The sequence below is a fragment of the Pilosibacter sp. NGB245 genome (assembly GCF_057397225.1).
In genome coordinates this window covers 3,315,876-3,336,457 of sequence record NZ_CM171584.1, presented here as the reverse complement: position 1 = coordinate 3,336,457, position 20,582 = coordinate 3,315,876, and the positions used below count along the sequence as shown (strand labels likewise).

At 49.1% G+C, this 20,582-nt stretch carries 19 protein-coding genes and 1 pseudogene; 7 read left to right on the top strand and 13 right to left on the bottom strand.

Features of this window, described 5'->3' with window-relative positions:
• Window positions 1–20: 20 nt before the first annotated feature.
• The 7 genes from ACXMYH_RS14890 to ACXMYH_RS14860 form a co-directional block, all read right to left on the bottom strand.
• Window positions 21–689, bottom strand: a complete 669-nt coding sequence (locus ACXMYH_RS14890; protein WP_118531443.1) for a cytidylate kinase-like family protein — start codon at window positions 687–689, stop codon at window positions 21–23.
• Between the two features lie 44 nt (window positions 690–733).
• Window positions 734–2,092: an amidohydrolase gene (locus ACXMYH_RS14885; RefSeq protein WP_486555183.1), complete on the bottom strand. Its 1,359-nt coding sequence runs from the start codon at window positions 2,090–2,092 to the stop codon at window positions 734–736.
• A 111-nt stretch (window positions 2,093–2,203) separates the two neighbouring features.
• The gene (locus tag ACXMYH_RS14880) at window positions 2,204–3,178 is read right to left on the bottom strand and encodes an ABC transporter ATP-binding protein (protein ID WP_486555182.1); all 975 of its coding nucleotides are present in this window, start codon (window positions 3,176–3,178) and stop codon (window positions 2,204–2,206) included.
• Window positions 3,163–4,191: an ABC transporter ATP-binding protein gene (locus ACXMYH_RS14875; protein WP_486555181.1), complete on the bottom strand. Its 1,029-nt coding sequence runs from the start codon at window positions 4,189–4,191 to the stop codon at window positions 3,163–3,165. The genes ACXMYH_RS14880 and ACXMYH_RS14875 overlap by 16 nt, the downstream gene beginning before the upstream one ends.
• Before the next feature lie 12 nt (window positions 4,192–4,203).
• Window positions 4,204–5,142, bottom strand: a complete 939-nt coding sequence (locus tag ACXMYH_RS14870; protein ID WP_243121918.1) for an ABC transporter permease — start codon at window positions 5,140–5,142, stop codon at window positions 4,204–4,206.
• Window positions 5,143–5,148: 6 nt separating this feature from the next.
• Window positions 5,149–6,099 carry an ABC transporter permease gene (locus ACXMYH_RS14865; RefSeq protein WP_118297567.1) on the bottom strand — a complete coding sequence of 317 codons (951 nt, stop codon included), beginning with the start codon at window positions 6,097–6,099 and terminating at the stop codon, window positions 5,149–5,151.
• Between the two features lie 140 nt (window positions 6,100–6,239).
• Complete coding sequence (locus ACXMYH_RS14860) at window positions 6,240–7,940, bottom strand: ABC transporter substrate-binding protein (RefSeq protein WP_118297566.1); 1,701 nt, start codon at window positions 7,938–7,940, stop codon at window positions 6,240–6,242.
• A gap of 337 nt (window positions 7,941–8,277) precedes the next feature.
• Here ACXMYH_RS14860 and ACXMYH_RS14855 point away from each other — a divergent pair, with 337 nt between their 5' ends.
• The 4 genes and pseudogenes from ACXMYH_RS14855 to ACXMYH_RS14840 all read left to right on the top strand — a co-directional run bounded on the left by ACXMYH_RS14855 (window position 8,278) and on the right by ACXMYH_RS14840 (window position 11,641).
• Window positions 8,278–8,613, top strand: coding sequence for a hypothetical protein (locus ACXMYH_RS14855; RefSeq protein ID WP_486555180.1), 336 nt, complete (start codon window positions 8,278–8,280; stop codon window positions 8,611–8,613).
• Window positions 8,614–8,682: 69 nt separating this feature from the next.
• Window positions 8,683–9,867, top strand: a pseudogene (gene trpB / locus ACXMYH_RS14850) (tryptophan synthase subunit beta).
• A complete protein-coding gene (gene trpA / locus ACXMYH_RS14845; protein ID WP_486555179.1) occupies window positions 9,860–10,642 on the top strand; it encodes a tryptophan synthase subunit alpha in 783 nt (260 codons plus the stop codon). The pseudogene trpB and the gene trpA overlap by 8 nt, the downstream one beginning before the upstream one ends.
• Before the next feature lie 270 nt (window positions 10,643–10,912).
• On the top strand, window positions 10,913–11,641 hold the full coding sequence (locus ACXMYH_RS14840) for a DUF554 domain-containing protein (RefSeq protein WP_486555178.1): 729 nt from the start codon (window positions 10,913–10,915) through the stop codon (window positions 11,639–11,641).
• A gap of 132 nt (window positions 11,642–11,773) precedes the next feature.
• Here the strand turns inward: ACXMYH_RS14840 and ACXMYH_RS14835 are convergent, their stop codons facing one another.
• From ACXMYH_RS14835 to ACXMYH_RS14810, 6 genes are all read right to left on the bottom strand, one after another.
• Window positions 11,774–12,334: a VanZ family protein gene (locus ACXMYH_RS14835; protein WP_486555177.1), complete on the bottom strand. Its 561-nt coding sequence runs from the start codon at window positions 12,332–12,334 to the stop codon at window positions 11,774–11,776.
• 134 nt (window positions 12,335–12,468) lie between these two features.
• Complete coding sequence (locus ACXMYH_RS14830) at window positions 12,469–13,749, bottom strand: DUF1576 domain-containing protein (RefSeq protein WP_118531495.1); 1,281 nt, start codon at window positions 13,747–13,749, stop codon at window positions 12,469–12,471.
• A 341-nt stretch (window positions 13,750–14,090) separates the two neighbouring features.
• Entirely contained in the window at window positions 14,091–15,110 is a 1,020-nt protein-coding gene (locus ACXMYH_RS14825; RefSeq protein ID WP_486555176.1) for an ABC transporter substrate-binding protein, read from the bottom strand.
• 250 nt (window positions 15,111–15,360) lie between these two features.
• Entirely contained in the window at window positions 15,361–16,077 is a 717-nt protein-coding gene (locus ACXMYH_RS14820; protein WP_118597555.1) for an ABC transporter ATP-binding protein, read from the bottom strand.
• Window positions 16,064–16,834: an ABC transporter permease gene (locus ACXMYH_RS14815; RefSeq protein WP_486555175.1), complete on the bottom strand. Its 771-nt coding sequence runs from the start codon at window positions 16,832–16,834 to the stop codon at window positions 16,064–16,066. Before ACXMYH_RS14815 ends, ACXMYH_RS14820 begins: the two co-directional genes overlap by 14 nt.
• The gene (locus tag ACXMYH_RS14810; RefSeq protein WP_486555174.1) at window positions 16,831–17,433 is read right to left on the bottom strand and encodes a hypothetical protein; all 603 of its coding nucleotides are present in this window, start codon (window positions 17,431–17,433) and stop codon (window positions 16,831–16,833) included. The genes ACXMYH_RS14815 and ACXMYH_RS14810 overlap by 4 nt, the downstream gene beginning before the upstream one ends.
• A gap of 186 nt (window positions 17,434–17,619) precedes the next feature.
• On the opposite strand from ACXMYH_RS14810, the gene ACXMYH_RS14805 reads away from it, so the two are divergent.
• Genes ACXMYH_RS14805 through ACXMYH_RS14795 form a run of 3 tightly spaced genes read left to right on the top strand, consistent with a single transcriptional unit; the run spans window position 17,620 to window position 20,435 of the window.
• Window positions 17,620–18,402 carry a helix-turn-helix domain-containing protein gene (locus tag ACXMYH_RS14805; protein WP_215701887.1) on the top strand — a complete coding sequence of 261 codons (783 nt, stop codon included), beginning with the start codon at window positions 17,620–17,622 and terminating at the stop codon, window positions 18,400–18,402.
• 28 nt (window positions 18,403–18,430) lie between these two features.
• The gene (locus ACXMYH_RS14800; protein WP_215701886.1) at window positions 18,431–19,015 is read left to right on the top strand and encodes a hypothetical protein; all 585 of its coding nucleotides are present in this window, start codon (window positions 18,431–18,433) and stop codon (window positions 19,013–19,015) included.
• Window positions 18,996–20,435: an ATP-binding protein gene (locus ACXMYH_RS14795; RefSeq protein ID WP_486463573.1), complete on the top strand. Its 1,440-nt coding sequence runs from the start codon at window positions 18,996–18,998 to the stop codon at window positions 20,433–20,435. The genes ACXMYH_RS14800 and ACXMYH_RS14795 overlap by 20 nt, the downstream gene beginning before the upstream one ends.
• Window positions 20,436–20,582: the final 147 nt, after the last annotated feature.

The window sequence follows — 20,582 nt, the reverse complement described above, 5'->3', positions numbered from 1 at the left end:
CAAGCAGGCGTGAACAGATATTAAATATCTTTGCCGATACTCTTCATATATTCCACGAAATCATCCCCGAATTTCAGCTTCATGCAGTCGAGTGTGAGCTTCACGCAGCGCTCATCCCCGAGTCTCGCATTGTTGAACGTCAGGTCGTAGTTGACCGGGTTAGTCCAGTAGTTGCCGCCGGTGTAATACTTGTAGTAATCCGCGCGGTACTTGTCTGTCTTCGTGATCAGGTGATGCGCCTCCTCGACCGTGATATCATCCATCCGTTCCATGACGCGCCGCAGTGTATAGCTTCTCGGCGCCTCCACGTAGATGCTGACGACATTGTCATAATCCTTCAGGATATAATCGGCACATTTTCCGACGATGACGCAGGACTCGGAGGCGGCAAGTTTTTCGATGATGATCTTCTGATAGTCGAAAAGCCGGTCATCGGAAGTAAACTTTGAGAGCTCTCCGGTCGGTGCATGATGTTTCGGCAGTGCCTGAAGCTGTTTGGTGATCAGACTGCCGTTTAAAGTCTCGTCAGCTTCCCGGAAAAAGTGTTCCGGATAGCCGCTGTACTGGGACGCAAGTGTCAGGATCCGTTTATCATAGCTGTGGACGCCCAGCTCGTCAGCAAGCATAGCGGCGATGTCACGCCCGCCGGATCCAAATCCCCTGGCAACCGTGATAACAAAGTTTTTCATACAAGATCTCCCGTCCTTTCTGAAGGGTTCATTAGTGAGACACATTATTTTGTGAATTTCAGAGTGATCGTTCCATCATCATTATATACAACAGCATCCTGATCCATCGTGATCGCGTCGATGGCAGCCAGATACTCTTCTTTTGACTTGAAATACGGTTTTGCTTCCGTGATTACTTTCTTTCCGAGAGCAGCATCATCGGAGAGCAGCTTTGCAGCAGTCAGAACAAGGCATTCTGCCGGGTAGAGGCAGCCGAGCTTCTTATCCTGCACATAGTAATCCTTTCCATGACTGGTTCCGACAGACCCACCTGCGTGCGGGTGAACGACCGGCATGATCGCGGACACATCGCCCATATCGGTGCTGCCGGTTCCCCAGCCGCCCTCAACGACGCTGTCAGGGCCTGCAACGGTCTCCATCGCCTCTTTCATGACAGCGGCCATATTTTTATCGTTGTTTAACGGGAAATAGCCCGGATGGTCATCCAGCTCCACGTTGCAGCCGATCGCGGCAGCGGAAGCGGCAAGTGCCTGGTTGACCTTGATATTGTATTTGCGGATCGCGTCGAAGGAAGCGCCGCGCACATAGGACTCCACTTTTGCAGTCTCCGGGATCGCGTTGACGGCGAGACCGGCTTCCGTGATGATCGGATGGAAACGGATGTGGTCATTGTCGGTAAAGGTCTCGCGGAGTGCATTGACGGCGTTTAAGGCGCAGGTTGCCGCGTAGAGTGCATTCCGGCCATTTTCCGGAGATCCGCCCGCATGTGAGGAAACGCCTTTGAATGTAATGTTCTTTGTGACGCAGCCATTGCAGCCGTCGCTGATGGAAAGTGCTTTTCCTTCCGCAAGCTTTCCGGAGTGGATCATCATCGCCATGTCCACACCGTCGAAATATCCGCGGTGAATGAACTCGACCTTGCCGCCGAAATATTTGATGATGCCCTGTTTCCTTAAACCTTCACGGAATCCGAGTTCGATCAGCTCCTCCGCCGGAACGGAGATAAAGCGGATCGATCCGCAGAGACTGTCGAGAGCGCCCGGCTCCTTCAAGACAGCGGCTGTTCCGAGAAGAACCGCACACTGGGCATGATGGCCGCAGGCATGAACATAATGGGTTTCCGGATCGCAGCACGGGTGGTTTGCGACGATCAGGGAGTCGAGCTCTCCGAGGATCGCGATCTTCGGACCCGGCTTTCCGGTGTCGAGATCTGCGTAGAATCCCGGGATATTTCCGGCCTTTGTCAGGGTGTATCCGAGCTCTTCAAAGTGTTTTTCCATGTAAGCGGAAGTGTTCCACTCGCGGAATCCCGTCTCCGGGTGTGCCCAGATATAGTCTGCCGTGTCATAGATCAGTTTTTCATATTTTTCGACCATTGCGATCAGTTTTTTAGAATCGATCATCTTACATTACTCCTTTATGAAAGTATTCAGCCGTAAAGCTGTTTGGCAGTTGTTTTTCACGGATAGGAATTTTCTGAACTGAAAATTCCGCATGAGATGGCAGCAGGCAGGTTATTCGTATAAGAAACATGCCACCATATGTCCGTCTCCGGTGTCGACGAGTTTCGGGATCTCCTTTTTGCAGCGCTCCGTGCAGTGCGGGCAGCGGCCTGCGAGCGGGCAGCCGACCTGATCCCCGATCGGGCTCGGGATATCGCCGGTGAGCGGCAGGCGCTCTTTTTTCTCAAACGGGCTTTCCGGCGGGATCGCGGAGAGCAGAGCCTGCGTGTACGGGTGCTTCGGATCTGCGTAGATGCCTTCGGAGGTGTAGAACTCCATGACGCGCCCGAGGTACATAATCATGATCCGGTCACTGATATATTTGATGATGCCGAGGTCATGGGAGATGAACACATAGGTCAGGTTGAACTGCTTCTGCAGACGGCGGAAGAGGTTGATGACCTGTGCCTGGATCGAAACGTCCAGGGCGGATACCGGCTCGTCACAGACGATGATCTTCGGCTTCATCGAGAGGGCGCGCGCGATGTTCACACGCTGCCTCTGGCCGCCGGAGAACTCGTGCGGGTAGCGTTCCATGTGCTGGATGTCGAGTCCGACCTCCTGGAGATACTCTAACGCTTTCTGGCGGCGTTCCCTTGCAGTGTCACCGATGTGGTGGACCTTCATCGCCTCCTCGATCGAGTAGGAAGCCGTTTTTCTGGGATCCAGGGAGGAATACGGATCCTGGAAGATCATCTGGATATCCCTGCGGGCCGCTTCCCGGTCGTAGACAGGCATGTTCCAGAGATCCTTTCCGTTATAGGTGATCGTTCCGCCGGACGGCTTGTGGAGCTTTACAAGGCAGCGGCCCAGTGTGGACTTTCCGCATCCGGACTCACCGATGATCCCTAATGTTTCCCCTTCATAGATATCAAAAGACACATCGCTCAACGCGTGGAGAAGTTTATTCTTTTCCCCTAACTTTTTTCCGCGGATCACAAAATCCTTACTGAGATGATCGACGCTCATGATTACATTTTTCTGCATGTCTTATTCACTTCCCCTCGTGTTAATCTGTGCTCTCCGTCCTGTCTGTGGCACGCCACGAAATGTCCGGGAGCGATCTCCTTCAGCGGCGGTACCTGATTTTTACAGATCTCCGTGGCATAAGGACAGCGGTTATAAAAGTTGCAGCAGTAACCGGTAAGACGGAGATCCGGCGGTGTTCCGGGGATCGTCTTCAAATCCTCTTTCGCGGAGCTGCTGAGTTTCGGCATGGAGTCCAAAAGACCCCAGGTGTACGGGTGAAGCGGCTCTTGATAAAGAGTCTTTGTGTCCGCATATTCTACGGTATTTCCTGCATACATGACCATGACGGTGTCACACATCTCCCAGACAACGCCGAGGTTGTGGGTGATGAGCAGGATCGCGGTATTGAGCTTCTTCTGGAGGTCCTTTAAGAGCTCAAGAACCTGTGCCTGTACGGTCACATCCAGAGCGGTCGTCGGCTCGTCGGCGATGATGAGCTTCGGATGTCCGCAGACGGCCATCGCGATGATGACACGCTGGCACATGCCGCCGGAGAGCTCATGCGGATACGCGTCCATTCGTTTCTCAGCCTCCGGGATGCCGACAAGCTTTAATGCCTCAACGGCTTTGTTCCAGGCGTCCTTTTTGCTGATCTTTTCGTGTTCTCGGATCATCTCGACCATCTGGTGGCCGATCTTGAATACCGGATCTAAGGAGGTCATCGGGTTCTGGAAGATCATGCAGCACTCATCGCCTCGGAATTTTTCCATCTGGGATTCAGAAAGACTCCGGATATCAACTCCGTCGAAGATGATGGAGCCGTCCACGATCTTTCCTGTTTTTGCCGGCATGAGCCGCATGACGGAGGCGCTGGTGACGCTTTTTCCGGAACCTGATTCGCCGACGATCCCCATGGTCGTTCCTTCTTTCAGTGTAAAGCTGACGCCATCGACCGCTTTGGAAACGCCGCTCGCCTGGTAGAAATATGTTTTTAATCCATTTACTTTTAAGATTGCATCGTTTTCACTCATAGCCTGCACCTCCTACTGTTTCATTTTCGGATCCATGACATCGCGGATCCCGTCGCCCAACAGGTTGAAACCGATGACGGTCACAAGAATGAAGGCGCCTGCAGTTCCGGCTACATGGGGAGCTGTTGTCAGACAGTCACGGCCGACACGGAGAATGCTGCCCCAGGATGCGGTCGGAAGCGCGATGCCGAGTCCGAGGAAGCTTAAGGAAGCTTCGGAAATGATCGCACTTGCGATACGGAGTGTTGCGTACACGATGATCTGGGATACGCAGTTCGGTAAAATATGTAAGAATAAGAGTCTCACCGGGGAGACTCCGACAACGCGGCAGGCGTTGCAGTATTCCTCTTCCTTTACGATCAGGACCTGACCTCTTGTGACACGGGCAAATCCCGGAACACTCGCGATACCGATGGCCAGAATGACGTTCATGACGCCGTTTCCGAGAACGGTGATCAGGATCATGGCTAACAGGATAAATGGGAAAGAGAACATGCCGTCCATGACTCTCATGAGAACGGAATCGATCCATCCACCGAAATATCCGGCAGTGAGTCCGATGAGCACGCCGATGATGGCGCCGACGATCGTGGCACCGACTGCGACGATCATGGATACGCGGGAGCCGTAGATGATACGGGATAAGATGTCACGCCCGAGATCGTCCGTTCCGAAGAGATGTCCCGGCGTTCCGATCCCCTTAAACGGCAGAACAGGATTGATCGCATTCGGGTCATACGGCGCGATGAGAGGAGCAAACACGGCGAGGATGACCATGAAGGCAACGATGAAGAAGCCTACGAGAGCGGTCTTATTTCTGGCTAACTTATGCCATGCATTGTTGGCATTTCGTTCTTTTAAGAGCATTGCGATGTTGGCGTCTTTTCCAAGAGCATCGCCGGATGTGGAAGAAGCTGCGGCAGCAGCAGGTTTTTTCTTGAAGAATGTCATGGCATATCACCCCTTTTCCAGTTTTACTTTCGGATTCAGGATCGCATAAGCGATATCGACTAACATGTTGCAGAAGACGAACATGATCGCGGAGAAGAGAACGGTTCCCTGGATCAGGGAATAATCGCGGTTGTTGATCGCGGTGTTGATCATGGTTCCCATGCCCGGCCAGGAGAAGATTCCCTCTGTGATGATCGCACCGGTAAAGGTTCCGGCGATCTGAAGTCCGAGAACGGTGATCAGCGGCGGGAGTGCGTTCTTTAATCCGTGGATCAGGATGACTTTCATTTTCCGGATGCCGCGGGCTCTGAGACATCGGATGTAGTCACTGCTCATGATGTCGATCATGCTGGAACGCATGGTTCTCGCGAAAGTCGCCATCGGGATCGTCGCGAGACAGAAACCTGGCAGGATCATGTGGCTCACCACATCCCCGATGCCTTTGGAGATGTCGCCCATGCCCATGACAGGCAGGAGATTCATTTTAACGGAAAACTGGAGGACCAGCATAAGAGCCAGCCAGAAGATTGGCATGGACACGCCGACGAGCGTGATGACCATGACAATGTAATCGAAGATCGTATTCTGCTTTAAAGCAGCGATGATGCCGACGCTGGTTCCGATGATGAAAGCGAAGAAAAGTGCTGTCAGCGTCAGAGTCAGTGTATTCGGGATCCTGGAAGTGATGAGCGGAAGAACGTCCTGGCGGTAACTGTAGGAGTAACCGAAATCACCGTGGACGAGTCCGTTTAAATAGAGTGCGTACTGTTCCGGGAGCGGTTTATCGAGGTTCATCTCGGCTCTCATGGCTTCGATGTCCTCCGCATTTGCCTCAATGCCCAGGATCGCCACAGCCGGATCGCCGGGCAGCATTCTTGTCAGGCAGAAGGTCAGTGTAACGACGACCAGAAGTGTGGGGATCGTCTGCAATAATCGTTTGATGATGATCTTTCCCATAAAAATCCAATCCTTTCATGACTGTCCGGATCCATCATCGGGACTGTGAATGGGGGAACAGTCGATTTTTGCGAACATTTCTACAGAAAAAGGGAAACAAATCAGATTTGCTTCCCCTTTCTGCAGATTTTGTAATAGTTTTATTCTTCGATCCAGATATTGTTGAACGGTGTTGCGACTAACATCTGGTTATCAGCACGGAGAACCGCGTTATGTACTTTCGGGGATACTGCCCAGTTCCGGCACTCGTATGCGTAGTAGATACCGGTGTATTCGTTCATAACTTTCTCAATTGCTTCCTTGTAGTATTTGGCACGCTCAGCAGTGTCAGTGGAGCCAAAGCCTTTGTTGAGGAGGTCATCCATCTCCGGATCATTGTAGCCGCCTGCGTTGGAGGAAGCGTGGATGGTCTGGGAACTGAAGAACTTTCCAAGGAAACCGTAAGGATCCGGGTTGCTGTTCCAGCTTACGCCGTAGCTGTTTACGGTATCAGCCTGCCAGGAATCGACAACGGTTGCGGACCAGTCGGCCATCGTGGAGGACTTGATATCAAGTGTGACTCCGATCTGGCTCCAGTAGTACTGTAACATCTGCGCCATCTTCTCACGGTATGTAGTGGATCCGATGTAAAGGCTCATGGTGAAGCCATCCGGATAACCGGCCTCCGCGAGGAGTTTCTTTGCACCTTCCGGATCGTAGGAAGGTACGAGGTCATTGTAGGCAGTGTCATATGCGAAGGAGTATACCGGTAACGGCTGGTAAGCTCTCGTGCCCTCACCGTACTGATAAATGCCGGCTACCATGGAATCGATGTCGACTGCCATTGTGAGAGCTTTTCTGACATCTGCATTTGCAGTCGGACCATTCTGCATATTAAAGCGGACGTAGGTGACAGCGGAGCTTGCGGTCTGGAGTAAGAGACCTGCATCCTGGGCACGCTTGATCGCTTCGCCCTGGAGATACATCGCGATATCGACCTCACCGGTCTGTACTGCGTTGATCGCCTGATTGGAGTCGGAGATGATGCGGAATTCAATTCCATCGACGTTCGGCTCGGTCCCCCAGTAATTGTCATTCTTCTTTAAAACAACCTTTTCATCGGTTACCATCTCTTCGAGGGTGAATGGACCGGTACCAACGATATGGGAACCAAACTCATCTCCCCAGCCTTCGACTTCCTCTTTCGGAAGAATGACGTTTCCGATCTCAGCTAACTGGTTGATGAACGGTCCTGCAACGGACTTCATATGGATCACGACCTGAGTCGGACTTGTCACTTCGCAGTAATCGAAGAAGTCACGGCAGATACGGTCTGTGGTACTTTCATTTTTGCTTCGTTCGAGAGAGTACTTGACGTCCTCTGCAGTCATCTTTCTTCCGTCCTGGAACTTTCCTTTCTGGAAATAGACATCGTCTCTTAAGTTGATGGTGTAGGTGAGACCATCATCGCTGGCGGTGTAATCCGTCGCAAGACATGGAAGAAGTTCTTTGTAATCCTGATCCCAGATAAATAAAGTCTCCATGACGTTGTACATGATGTGGTTTTCATACATCGTGGAGTAGGATTTCGGATCGAGAGTCAGCGGGGAAGATGGCATGGACACTACCAGTGTTCCGCCCTTTACGGCTTCTCCGTCGGAAGAACCAACTGCGATACCGGAAGCAAGTGTCTGATCTGTGGATTTGGCATCCGGAGACACTGCGTTGGATGAGGCAGCAGCCGTCTCAGCGGTGGAACCGGCTGTTGTCTGGGAGGTCGTCTGGGAACCGCCGCATCCTGCCAGGGAAGATGCTGCCATAACGGCTGCGGCTGCAAGTGCGATCAATCGTCTTTTCTTCATAAGAATCTCTCCTCTCTCTTTTTTTACGAACGATCCGCCGGATCCTGGTACCGGTGAAATAAAACCGGCAGTCGCTTTGGAAGATCCGGGTAAAAAAGAAAGGCGCACTTCTGACAGAAGTTATCGCCTTTGATAAATGGGGGGATCGTTAATAAAATTATGTGCCTAAGAATAAAACCAGAACTTAAAAAAGTCAAGTATTTTTTACTTTTACTTTACTTAATTCGGCGAAATGTTCAAAAAATAATAATTTTGTAACTTATGTATGTACATAATTGGAAAAGTCAGAATATTTTTTAGCATATAGTGCGATATGGTTACTTTTTACGGGTAGGGATTGGAGCTCTTTGACCAGCCCGCGAAAAAGATCACACTGATCGGCGGCGGAGCGAGAGAGCGGCGATGGTGCCAGATCCTGAGCAATGTCATGGGACAAAAGATTTTTGTATACAAAGATCCGGACCTTCTTCCGGCGCTGGCGATCGCTTCGGCGGTATTCGTTGCGGAGGGCGTGATCCCGGACTATCAGGCATTTATCAGCACGCTGGAGAGCCGCGGACATTGCGATACCGTGGAACCGGATCCGGAGATCTCGGCGAGGTATCATGGGATTTACCAGAGATATAAGGGGATCTACCCGCTGGTGCGAGAGTTTTACTCGGAGAAATACTAATCAGAACGCAAAAAATGATCGACAAAGTCGATCTGAAACAATATCAGGCTACAAGAGGAGGAAACATCTATGTCAAAAGGCAGATTTGGCGCACATGGCGGTCAGTATATTCCTGAGACGCTCATGAATGCGGTACTGGAACTCGAAGAGGCATACAACCATTACAAAAATGACCCGGAATTCCAGAAAGAACTTACAATACTTTTAAATGAGTACGCAGGCAGACCGTCAAGACTCTACTATGCGGAGCACATGACAAAGGATCTCGGCGGAGCAAAGATCTATTTAAAGAGAGAAGATCTGAATCACACCGGCGCCCACAAGATCAACAACGTACTCGGTCAGGTCCTTCTCGCGAAGAAGATGGGAAAGACCCGTGTCATCGCAGAGACCGGAGCCGGTTAGCACGGCGTGGCGACAGCGACGGCGGCGGCGCTCTTTGGCATGGAGTGCGAGATCTACATGGGCGTGGAGGATACGAAGCGACAGACGCTCAATGTATACAAGATGCGCCTTCTCGGAGCAAAAGTCCATGCGGTGACGACAGGAACCGGCACATTAAAGGATGCTGTTTCCGAGGCGATGAGAGAGTGGACGAACCGGATCGAGGACACCCATTACGTTCTCGGCTCCTGCATGGGACCACATCCGTTCCCGACTATCGTCCGTGACTTCCAGGCGGTTATCTCCAAGGAAATCAAGGAGCAGATGTTAGAGAAAGAGGGACGTCTTCCGGACGCGGTTCTCGCCTGTGTCGGCGGCGGATCCAACGCTATCGGCGCATTCTACAACTTCATCGAGGATAAGGACGTTCAGCTTATCGGCTGCGAGGCAGCAGGACGCGGCGTGAACACAGCAGAGACAGCGGCGACCATCGCGACAGGACGTCTCGGAATTTTCCACGGCATGAAGTCCTACTTCTGTCAGGATGAGTACGGACAGATCGCCCCGGTATATTCCATCTCCGCAGGTCTTGACTATCCGGGAATCGGACCGGAACACGCAAATCTTTACGATACAGGCCGTGCCCAGTATGTGGCGATCACCGATGACGAGGCAGTCGAGGCGTTCGAGTATCTTTCCAGAATCGAGGGAATCATTCCGGCGATCGAGAGCGCTCATGCCATTGCGCATGCAATGAAGCTCGCGCCGACGATGGGCAAGGATAAGATCATTGTCGTCAATGTTTCCGGAAGAGGAGACAAGGACTGTGCAGCAATCGCAAGATACAGAGGGGAGGATATTCATGAGTAAGATCGCAAACGCCTTCAAAGGCGGAAATGGAAAGGCATTTATCCCGTTTATCACCTGCGGTGACCCGTCCTTAGAGGTCACAGAGCAGCTTGTATATGCAATGGAGGAGGCAGGAGCAAACCTTATCGAGCTTGGAATTCCGTTCTCCGATCCGACGGCAGAGGGACCGGTGATTCAGGCGGCCAATACCCGCGCTCTGTCCGGCGGCGTGACCACCGACAAAATTTTTGCAATGGTTGAAAGAATTCGGAAAAATACACAAATTCCGATGGTATTCATGACATACGCGAACGTTGTGTTCTCCTACGGGACAGAGCGCTTTATTAAGAAGGCGTCTGAGCTCGGCATGGACGGAATCATCTTACCGGATGTTCCGTATGAGGAGAAGGAGGAGTTCGATGTTGTGTGCAAGAAGTATAACATGGACATGATCTCCCTCATTGCCCCGACCTCCCACGAGCGTATCAGCATGATCGCGAAAGAGGCATCCGGCTTTGTATACTGCGTATCCTCTCTTGGCGTTACCGGAACGAGAAGCGAGATCACAACGGATATCGGCGCGATGGTAGAACTTGTGAAGAAAGCGAAGGACATTCCGTGTGCGGTTGGTTTCGGAATTTCCACACCGGAGCAGGCAAAGAAGATGGCAGGTCTCTCCGACGGAGCTATCGTTGGTTCCGCGATCGTGAAGCTCTGCGGAACGTATGGAAAAGACGCGGTTCCGTATGTGAAGGAATATGTGAAGTCGATGTGTGACGCGGTGCATGGGATCTAAGAATCGTCCGGGAAACGCTCCGCGAGGATGTACAGTGATTTTGATAGGAATAAGCCAGTTTCGCTGACCAGAATCACACGCCAAGTCTCACGGTCGTTCGACTTAAATGCAGAAGAATGTTGTCGAAATGGTAATTGGGAACATGCACTTTTGCGAGGTAAAGTGTTTGCGCTATACCGTACTTTGTGCTAAAATTAAATAACGAACTGTCAATTCTGCGGTGCAGGGACTCCCTTGCACCGCAGTTACTTGTGCAAAGGAGAAGGATGTATGCCAGTAGGAATTATCATCAATGCCCTGTCCGTCGCCATCGGCGGTGTGGTTGGGGCTTTATTTGGGCATAAGCTGCCCACAAGGATCAATTCAGAACTCACGAAGATCTTCGGTGTCTGCTCCATGGGAATGGGCGTGAGTTCCATCGGACTCATGAAAAATATGCCCGCCGTTATTTTTGCGGTGATCATTGGAACCGCGTTTGGACTGGCGGTGAATCTCGGCGGGATCATCAACTACGGCGCGGCGTGCATGGAGAAGCCGGTCGGAAAGATCTTCCCGAATAAGAATACGTCCATGTCCAGAGAAGAGTACATGACGATGCTCGTGACGATCATCGTGCTGTTCTGTGCCAGCGGAACGGGAATTTATGGTTCCCTGGACTCCGGAATGAGCGGTGACCACACGATCCTGATCTCCAAGTCCATCCTGGACTTCTTTACTGCGATGATCTTTGGAGGAACCCTGGGAATGGTGGTTGCGGCTGTTGCGATCCCACAGTGCATGATCTTTCTCGCGATCTTCGCTGCGGCGAAGTTCATCTTTCCGCTTACCACACCGGATATGATCGCGGACTTCAAGGCCTGCGGCGGTTTCCTTCTTCTGGCCACAGGTTTCCGCATCGCAAAGATCCACAACTTCCCGGTTGCTGATATGATCCCCGCCATGGTGCTTGTCATGCCGGTGAGCTGGTTCTGGGGGAATGTGGTGGTGCCGATGCTGTAAAAACGTGACTTTTTTCGTAGTTATGAAAAAATGGTCGTTATAAAATTCCTGAAATAATAAAAATCCCTGGCTATGGTGAGAAAGTCATAGCCGGGGATTTTTGTTATTTTATATGCGGATTTTTTCCCTGGGTTATCGGGCAGAGTCAGATTTTTCCTGCCGGTTCTGTCTGTAATGGCGGGCGAAACAAATGACGGTGATAACGAGAACGAGGAAACAGTCGATCATCACATCCGTAAATCGTCCCGCGCGGTCCGGTACGAAGAGCTGGTGAAACTCATCCGTGCAGGCGTAACAGAACACGATCGCAAAAGCGGCGAAAAGGCGGTGTCGAAGATACGGGGCCCGGTACGAAAAATGGAGTCCAAAGCGGACCGTTCCGTAAAAGACCAGATATTCTGTCATGTGGGCGGTTTTCCGGACGGGGAAACTCATGAGTTCGATGAGTTCGGCATACTGTGCCGGATTCCCGCGGAAGAAACCGAGTTTCGTCCCGATCAGCAGGATCAGTCGGCTCACGGAATCGCTCATTTCCGTGGATTCGACGGCCGGCTTTGAGGAGAACCAGAAGATCGCGGTGGCGACAAAGAGTGCCGGAATCCAGGCGAGCAGGCGAAGATAGATTGATCGGTTGTTGTTGAAAGCATTTTCTGATGAAAATGCAGGAGTCGTTTTTGGTTGCTTGTTATTCATTATCATTTCTATATAAAATCTTATTTACAGTCTGTATCGTTCACAGCAATGGTCTTGAGGGCAGGAAATTCGAAGCAATACAATGGTTACGTTGTTTCATGGCAGATGCCAGCCGAGGTTTTTGCCCCAATTTCTTACAGGGAAACATCCTCCTTCGCCCGCGCCCGTCGATCCATGATCGAGTGGATCACTGGGACCATGAAAATTGCAACAATTCCACCTGCAAATCCATTATTATATAAATTCATGCCTCCATACACAATTCCGACATTTAAGGCGACGGAGGAGTGAAGGAATCCGGCGAGAAGTCCGACAAACACACCGAATTCTCCGGCGATGGGTGCCAATGTGGTCGAGAATAAAAGCGCCAGGATCGGTGACGGGGCATTGATGGTCCAGTGTTTCGTAAAACTTGCGAGGAGAACGCCGAACATGATCGGAGCGATGTTTCGGATATGTTTTCCGGTTGCGGAGAAGCCGATGATCGTGAAGATCCCGCCAATCGTCGGTCCGTTTAACTCGCCGCCGACTCCGAGAACAAAGATTGTTGCGAACAGCCCGTTGAGCGCCATGTTGAGGACGGTTGCAGCGCCGCCGTTGTCACGGAGATAGTCGGTTCCGCCGATCCCGGAACAGGATAAGATCTTCCAGTAAGAGTCTCCAACGTTCTTTCCGCCAAAGAGGAACGCGGCTGCGATCATGGCAATAAAGAGACCGCAGAGGATCGCAAACAGAAGCTGGTTGTTGCCCTCAGACCAGATCAGGCGGGATTCGGTGGTGATCCCGAAGGATTTCAGCACGGATACGATAACAGTGGCGATGATACCGGAAGAGAATCCGACGTTATAGAGCGAGTAGCCCTTATGCGCATAGTGGACATGGGTGGATAACGGCGGCAGCACGAAACCGATGATGAGCCCGACCGCGAGACTTGCAATGAGCCGGACTGCATAGGGCAGATCCGAGATATACATGATCTGCGTGATGATCGGGGACAGGCTGGTGCCGTAAAAACCGATGTAAATGTAGCTGGACATGTGTTTTTTGTGATAGTGGGAATAGAGGTATACGCCGAGAAGAATTGCCCAGATATTTAAAAGGTTCTTTCCAAAAAGGGAAAACCCGAACATCAGGCAGCTCGACGTGATCGTGTGTCCGTCCATCTCCATTCCGAGAAAATAGATTGTCCAGATGCAAAGAAGAGTCAGCAGACCGGCGTTGATAAAGGAAGTCCCGATCCCGCCGATCAGAAAGTAGTCTGTGATTAGGAAATCCGGTTCTTTGATGATCGTGATGAGACCGGGGATGATCTCAGTGACAGGCTGCAAAAACAGGCCGACGATCATGAAATAAATAGGGATCAGAGACAGAAGCCGGAACTTCTGAAGTCTTGTGAGTGGGTGGGAAATTGTCATGTACGTGTCCTTTCGAGAAAATAATATATGTGGGAGTATGTGAATGCACCATGTGTATCTTGAGATCATGAAGAAAATCTGGAAAACAGTGAATGCACGTTTTTTAGTATACCGTAATAATGGGAAAATAGGAAGAGTTTCCGCAGGGGACGGATGGAAAATGTGGATATTTTGCTCCGGGTTTCAAAAAACAAAAATAACCGCCCCTGTCCTTAGAAAACAGGAGCGGTTATTTTCGATAAACGTGTGAAATAAAATAAGATGCCAACAGAACATCAAACAGAGAACATCTGTCTGATCACATTGGGATTTACAAGGCGTCTTTCCGCGTACACCGGATCTTACTGGATAAACAGCGTATTCACATCCAGCTCGTTCTCGATCATGCCGGACTCATACATGAAGTCAGCAGTCTTCTGGAAACCTTCTTTGTCGGCGTCGGTGATCTCTGTGGAGAAATCGTAGTAGCCGTACATCTCTTTTACAGCGTCCACGTCGAGGTCAAGAGCTGCGGCAACAGTCTCCATGGTCTCGTCCTGGCTGTCAGCCATGTAGGATGCGATCTCGTCCTGTGCAGCATTTAATTTCTCGATGACATCCGGATGCTCGTCGTAGAACTTCTGAGTTGTCGCAACCGCGATCAGGGCGCTGATCAGGCCCTCGCCGTCTGCAACAAGGTGGTAGCCCTGCTGTTCTGCGTTGTAAGCAGTTGCGCCTGCGAGCAGGGCAACATCAACGCTGCCGCCGTCAAGACCTGCCTTTGCGTCCGGGATGGTCATGTTTACATAATTTACATCGTCAAGAGTCATGTCTGCCTGAGCAAGGTAGGAGACAAGGAGCTCATGAAGGTTGGTACCTGTCGGTCCTGCGATCGTCTTGCCCTTTAAGCTCTCCGGAGTTGTCAGAGTCTCATCTTTGGAGTACATGCAGAATGCCTTCGGGGAACGGCTATACATGTTTAACACCTTGATGTCAGCGCCGTTTGCAGCAGAAAGGATCACGGAAGTTGCGCCTACTGCGTAAAGAACCTGAACATCGCCGGAAGCAAGAGCCTGTGTCTGGTCAGCACCGGAAGTAAGCTCTGCATACTCAACCGGAACGCCGAGCTCTTTCTCGAAGATTCCCTGGTCTTTTTCGATGATGGTCGGTACGTTTAACGGGGATGTCACATAAGTAACGGTGAGTTTGTCGATGGAAGTCGCTGTGTCAGATGCTGCAGCGGAAGTTTCCGCTTCTGTGGAAGCAGCTGCGGTTGTCTCTGCTGCAGAAGCAGCCGCTGTCTCTTTGCTTGTGGATCCGGAGCAGCCCGCAAGGGAAAATGTCATGCACGCCGCAAGTCCTAATGCGATCAGTTTTTTCATTTTGTGTTGTCCTCCTCATAATAAGTAGAAAATTAAATGTATGTGATATGCCTGGGTTGCAGGCGGATATCCATAAGAAGTCAAGAGATATTCGCAATCTGCTTTTGTTGCTTGTTCATAATCAAATAGCTGTTGCGCAACTTGTCAGAGATGGCTTGCTCCATCCCGATATAAGTAAGTCCCCGCCCATTGCTTATGCAATGCAGAGGTGTCCCTGACTTTGTTAAATTGAATTTTATATAAAATATATCTAATTAAGAAAATTCAACTGCTCTATAATCTCTCTCTTGAGCGCAATAAACTCCTCATCCAGCAGATTTCGCGCTCCGGCCGCTGCCTTCACCGGATAGACATGTTTCACGAGACCTTTTTCGATCACAACGATCTGGTCACCCAGGATCAGCGCCTCATCGATGCTGTGGGTTACGAACATGATGCTGGAATGTTCCTTCTGCTGGACGCGGAGAAGCTCTTTCTGCATCTGCTCTCTCGTAAAATAATCGAGAGCGGCGAACGGCTCGTCCATCAGGATGAAAGTCGGCTCATAGGCAAGCGCCCTGGCGATCGCCGCGCGCTGCTGCATGCCGCCGGAGAGCTGGGACGGGTATGCTTTCTCGAAGCCGGAAAGATTTACCGTCGTGATGATGTCCTGAATTTTGGCCCGATCGACCTGATTCTTTTTCAGCCCGAAAATAATGTTGTCCCAGACGTTTAACCATGGCATGAGCCGCGGTTCCTGGAACACAAAGGCGGTTTTGTGATCGCCGTCCCAGAGGATCTCGCCGTCGTCGGCGGATTCCAGACCGCCGGTGAGCCGCAGGAGTGTTGTTTTTCCGCAGCCGCTCTGACCGAGGATCACGGTGATCTTTCCAGCAGGGATTTCAAGATCGATGCCGTTCAGGACAGGAAATGCCCGGCCATCGACCTGATATGTCTTATGAATGTTTTTTAACTTAATTCCAGCCATTTTCACCGGCTCCTTTCAGAAAGATGCTGATGAGAAGACCGAAGAGCCGGTCTGTCACATAGCCTGCGATGCCGATCGCGAAGATGCCGACGATGACTTTGTCAGTCCGGGACATCTGCTGGGCGAACAGGATCATGTGTCCCAGACCGGTGGACGCTGCGACCATCTCCGCACCGATGATAGCGCGCCAGCTGTAGCCCAGACCGATGCGCATTCCTACGAGAATGTCCGCCATGGCGTAGGGCAGCATGATGCGGAAAAATTTTTGGCGTTCTGTGTAGCCAAACATGGTTCCAACCTCCAGAAGCTTCCGGTCACAGCCCGTAAATCCCTTGACGATGTTTAAATACATCGGGAAAAAGGAGGCCAGAACGATGATGACCGTTTTTGTAGTTTCGCCGATTCCGCACCATAAAATAAGTAGCGGGATCATGCTGAGCGGCGGTACGTTCTTGAAGAACTGCACCAGGTACTCATAGTAACCTGCGGAGGCCGGAATCATCGCCCGCAGCATGCCGAAGGCAAATGCCAGGATAAAGGCGATTACAAAGCCTTTTCCAACGCGCAGGAAGCTGATCCTTAAGTCACGGAAGAGTTCACCGCTTTGCAGCATTTTGCAGAAGCTCTGGAAGACCCGCCCCGGGGACGGGAGCACATAGGAACTTAAGATGCCCGCGCGGCAGACGATATACCAGACGGTGAAGACCGCCAGGATACCGATGAGCGGTGGGAAATATTTTTTAAATTTCTGATTCATCGCACTCCATCTCCTCTGTGGCAGCCCTGAACGCAGTATAAAAGCTCGATCAGTCTTGCATCCTTCCATTCATTTCCGGTTACATAGGATTCGATCGCTGGGCGGCCGGACTTACTGACCACTGGAAACGGCAGGTCCTTAAAGAATCCAGGCGGGATCGGGCTTGCGTCCGGCGCAGGTTCCATCGGTTCGCTGATTGATGCGAGAAAGCTGTTCCACGGTACGAAATGTGTGTCTTTTAATTCCAACTTATTTCCCATATCAGCTAAGATCCGGCATGGAGTCGTGATGATCTTTCTGCCATCCGCAAGATCCGGACGTTCTGCAAGTTCTCTTGCACAGTGGATCAGAATCGGCTCAATATCCGCGATCTGGATCTCAGGCTGCAGGGAATGCACCAGAGATACCGCCTCCGGGCATCTTGCATCCGCAAAAGTTCCATCTGCATGTTCTAAAAGCTCCCGGTACTTTCGAAGCACGATCTCGCCCCAGTCCCCCTGGCAGGTGACCCGTGTCAGCTGATGCCTCCGAAGCAGCCCCTCAAGCGCCGCCCCCGAGATCATCCTCTCCGATACCGGATTGATCCATAAATATGTCAAAGTAAAACTCCTTTCAATTAGCTGTAGCTAACTAACGGTATTCAGCATAGCAGATGAGTAGGGAAATGTCAATTGGGAATGGAGGTCTTTTATAGTTGAGGAGAATTTTAACTTGACAATCATAATATATAATGACATAATGACTATATAATAACATGTCAATAAATACCAAGGAGGAAAGTGAATATGGCTCCTAAAACAATATTAAGCAATGAGGATCTTGGAAAAAAAATAAAAGTCAGGCGCAATGAACTTAGACTCACAATTGAAGAAGCGGCTTCGCGAGCGGGCGTAGGTGTAAAAACCTGGTGCCGCTATGAATCAGGAGGCTCTATTCGAAAAGATAAATGTAAAGGAATTTGTAAGGCTCTAAACTGGCGCAGTTTTCCTGACAATGCAGGCAGTGAGCCGGGGAAAAATTTGATTGAAGAATACAAGGGACATGAAGCATGGTCACAGTTTTTAGCAGATAACTATGGAGTTAAAGCAGCTGTGTCTTTTGCCGTAGGCAGTGATGTCCTGCTTGATTATATTGAACAGGATCTATCAGATCTTGCATCTATGCCTGTGGGTTCTCATATTGGTCAATTAAACACATCGTTTATTAAGATGGATCTTCCTGCACAGTTTCTGATGAGATATACGTATGATTTTCTTTATCAAATGAAATGTACACTTGTTCATTTGCGCAGAAGTTTAAGTACTGGGAGAATGGTTAAAGCACATACAGTTATGGAAGAACTCATTATTTATTTATGTAATGAGGAAGCAATGGCGTTTATGGAAGTCAGCGATGAACGGGTAGCAACAGATAGTAAAAATTTGGGCTATTCAGAGGACTGGGTTTTTGACATGTTTGATGATGAAGATATTATTACTTTTTTATATTCCAATAGTAATTTAGAGGAAGATCATCCGTATTTTTTCACGCATTGGAATGAACAGCAATTTTATATGGATAATGAATAAGAGATAGTGTAAGATTTAGGGAGATAGTATGAATAAAAATGATACAATGAAATGGGAAGACATTTATAAAGTCTGGAAATGGGAAATGTGTAAATTTCCTGTTTTATCAGCTCAAAAGTACTGTTTAAAAACAGAAATTTCTAAACCGCGATTTGGACCGTGTTACAGCTTCAACTGGATTGAAAAAGAAAGAGAGAAGGAATCTATTGAATCTGATGTAGCGGCCCTAACTTCAGGACGAATGGAAATTGAAGCAGGGTGGAGCAAAGGAACAATTAGAACGGCTGCCTTGTTATGTTCTTGTGAAAAGGAAGAAGAGTTTGCTGCTGTTTGGATTTGTGCATTTGTGCTTTCTTTGACGCGGGGAAGATCAGGCGGAGATGAGACTCATAGAAATGCATTTAACTTGGAATATGAGGCAGCTCCTGTGTTTGCGAGAAAATATGGCTATTGGCATTCAAATTCAAGAGAATTTTTCCCGGAATTTTATATTCCTATGGAATTGTTTTGGGAAGATAAAAAATTGTCAGTATCCGCTCTTGTAAAATTGGCAGCACTCAATGCAGCAGTGGTAATAGGAAATTATACTCCTGTTGAGTACAAAAAAATATAACCTGTTAAATATGAAAGCAGCTGAAGAAGGGAAAGCCAATAAAATTAAAATAGGAAGTGAATGTATGGATATTAAAAGGCATGTTTACCAGACATTACTCAAATGGAAAAATGACAATTGTCATACGACACTAGAGGTTAATGGTGCGAGGCAGGTAGGAAAGACGTATATCATTAACAAATTTGCAGATGAAAATTTTAGTCATAAAGTGTATATAAACTTATTTGAACTGAGCGGAGAACAGTTCCTTTCCTGCTATCAAAAGGCATGCGATTGGCAGCCGGGAGAGGGACCGCGCCCTCAAGCTCCGCTACATGATGCATTTCGTCTGTTTGATGAAAATTTTTCAGACACAGAGGACACCGTTATTATCATAGATGAAATTCAAGAGTCAGCAGAAATTTATAACCGAATTCGTGAATTCACACGACAGTTTCGGTGCCGCTTTATTGTTACAGGCAGCTATCTTGGAAGAATCTATGAACCGGAATTTCGGTATTCAAGTGGGGATGTTACAAGTATTCAAATCTATACCTTATCATATGAAGAATTTCTGGAAGCAGCGGATACGGATCTATTTGAAAAATATAAGCTGCTTGGAAAAAAACTGGATTCAGTGACAGGGGCAGAATTAAAATCATGGTATGATATATATTGTCAAATTGGTGGTTATCCATCTGTTGTTCGTGAATACTTAAATTCGAAAAGTATAGAGCGAGCACGGAGTGAATTGATTAGAATCATTGATACCTTTATGAATGAATCAATTCGTTATTTTACAGATGTTCTTGACACCCAGGTATTTACGGATATTTTTCTTTCAATTTGCAGGATACTTGGCAGAGAAAAAAAGGGACTTGAAGAAGATAGTATCAGTGAAGAACTTCAAAAATTGGTAACAAGAGACTATTCCAGCAATATTAGTAAGGCAGTCTGCAACCGGGCAATTAGTTGGTTACGTTTTTGCGGCGTAATTGGATTTTGTGGGAAAATTATAGAAATGGACATTCTAAATTTTAAACCAGGATGCAGATGTTATTTTATGGATCTGGGATTAGCAAGTTATTATATGGCGCGAGTTGGGGCTGCACAAACAGAAATTGCAGGCATGCTGAGTGAAAACTTTGTATATATTAATTTGAAGAAGCGGCAGGATTTTCCAGAAGAAATTGCCTTTGAAATGCCAGCATTTGCGACTTTTAAGGGTGGAGAAGTAGATTTTGTGGTACAAGGTCTGAAGTCCTCCCGGAGATATGCAATAGAAGTGAAAACTGGAAAACATATTGGAAATACGGCAAAAAAAGTATTGGAATCGGGAAAAGCTGATTGTTTATTGTATTTGAAAGGTGATACGTTAGGGGGGCAGGAAGGAAAAATAGAGACCGTACCCATTTATCTTCTGGAAAAATTGAATTTTTAACTTGAAATCTTAGAAAGGCAGTGATATACTTTCAAACGTTGCTAAGCCCGCAAAAACCAAGGTCTTAAAGGGCTTTCGCCGATTCCCGGCGTAAGGTCATATACTTGCAGTATATGCCTTCCGCAGCATTCGTCAGATATACATACT

Excerpts from the sequence above, each read along its gene's own strand:
- ACXMYH_RS14860 (WP_118297566.1), bottom strand. The coding sequence starts at position 7,940 with ATGAAGAAAAGACGATTGATCGCACTTGCAGCCGCAGCCGTTATGGCA.
- ACXMYH_RS14805 (WP_215701887.1), top strand. The coding sequence starts at position 17,620 with ATGGCTCCTAAAACAATATTAAGCAATGAGGATCTTGGAAAAAAAATA.
- ACXMYH_RS14875 (WP_486555181.1), bottom strand. The coding sequence starts at position 4,191 with ATGAGTGAAAACGATGCAATCTTAAAAGTAAATGGATTAAAAACATAT.
- ACXMYH_RS14880 (WP_486555182.1), bottom strand. The coding sequence starts at position 3,178 with ATGCAGAAAAATGTAATCATGAGCGTCGATCATCTCAGTAAGGATTTT.
- ACXMYH_RS14815 (WP_486555175.1), bottom strand. The coding sequence starts at position 16,834 with ATGAATCAGAAATTTAAAAAATATTTCCCACCGCTCATCGGTATCCTG.
- ACXMYH_RS14840 (WP_486555178.1), top strand. The coding sequence starts at position 10,913 with ATGCCAGTAGGAATTATCATCAATGCCCTGTCCGTCGCCATCGGCGGT.
- ACXMYH_RS14820 (WP_118597555.1), bottom strand. The coding sequence starts at position 16,077 with ATGGCTGGAATTAAGTTAAAAAACATTCATAAGACATATCAGGTCGAT.
- ACXMYH_RS14870 (WP_243121918.1), bottom strand. The coding sequence starts at position 5,142 with ATGACATTCTTCAAGAAAAAACCTGCTGCTGCCGCAGCTTCTTCCACA.
- ACXMYH_RS14885 (WP_486555183.1), bottom strand. The coding sequence starts at position 2,092 with ATGATCGATTCTAAAAAACTGATCGCAATGGTCGAAAAATATGAAAAA.
- ACXMYH_RS14830 (WP_118531495.1), bottom strand. The coding sequence starts at position 13,749 with ATGACAATTTCCCACCCACTCACAAGACTTCAGAAGTTCCGGCTTCTG.
- trpA (WP_486555179.1), top strand. The coding sequence starts at position 9,860 with ATGAGTAAGATCGCAAACGCCTTCAAAGGCGGAAATGGAAAGGCATTT.
- ACXMYH_RS14865 (WP_118297567.1), bottom strand. The coding sequence starts at position 6,099 with ATGGGAAAGATCATCATCAAACGATTATTGCAGACGATCCCCACACTT.
- ACXMYH_RS14825 (WP_486555176.1), bottom strand. The coding sequence starts at position 15,110 with ATGAAAAAACTGATCGCATTAGGACTTGCGGCGTGCATGACATTTTCC.
- ACXMYH_RS14800 (WP_215701886.1), top strand. The coding sequence starts at position 18,431 with ATGAATAAAAATGATACAATGAAATGGGAAGACATTTATAAAGTCTGG.
- ACXMYH_RS14890 (WP_118531443.1), bottom strand. The coding sequence starts at position 689 with ATGAAAAACTTTGTTATCACGGTTGCCAGGGGATTTGGATCCGGCGGG.
- ACXMYH_RS14835 (WP_486555177.1), bottom strand. The coding sequence starts at position 12,334 with ATGAATAACAAGCAACCAAAAACGACTCCTGCATTTTCATCAGAAAAT.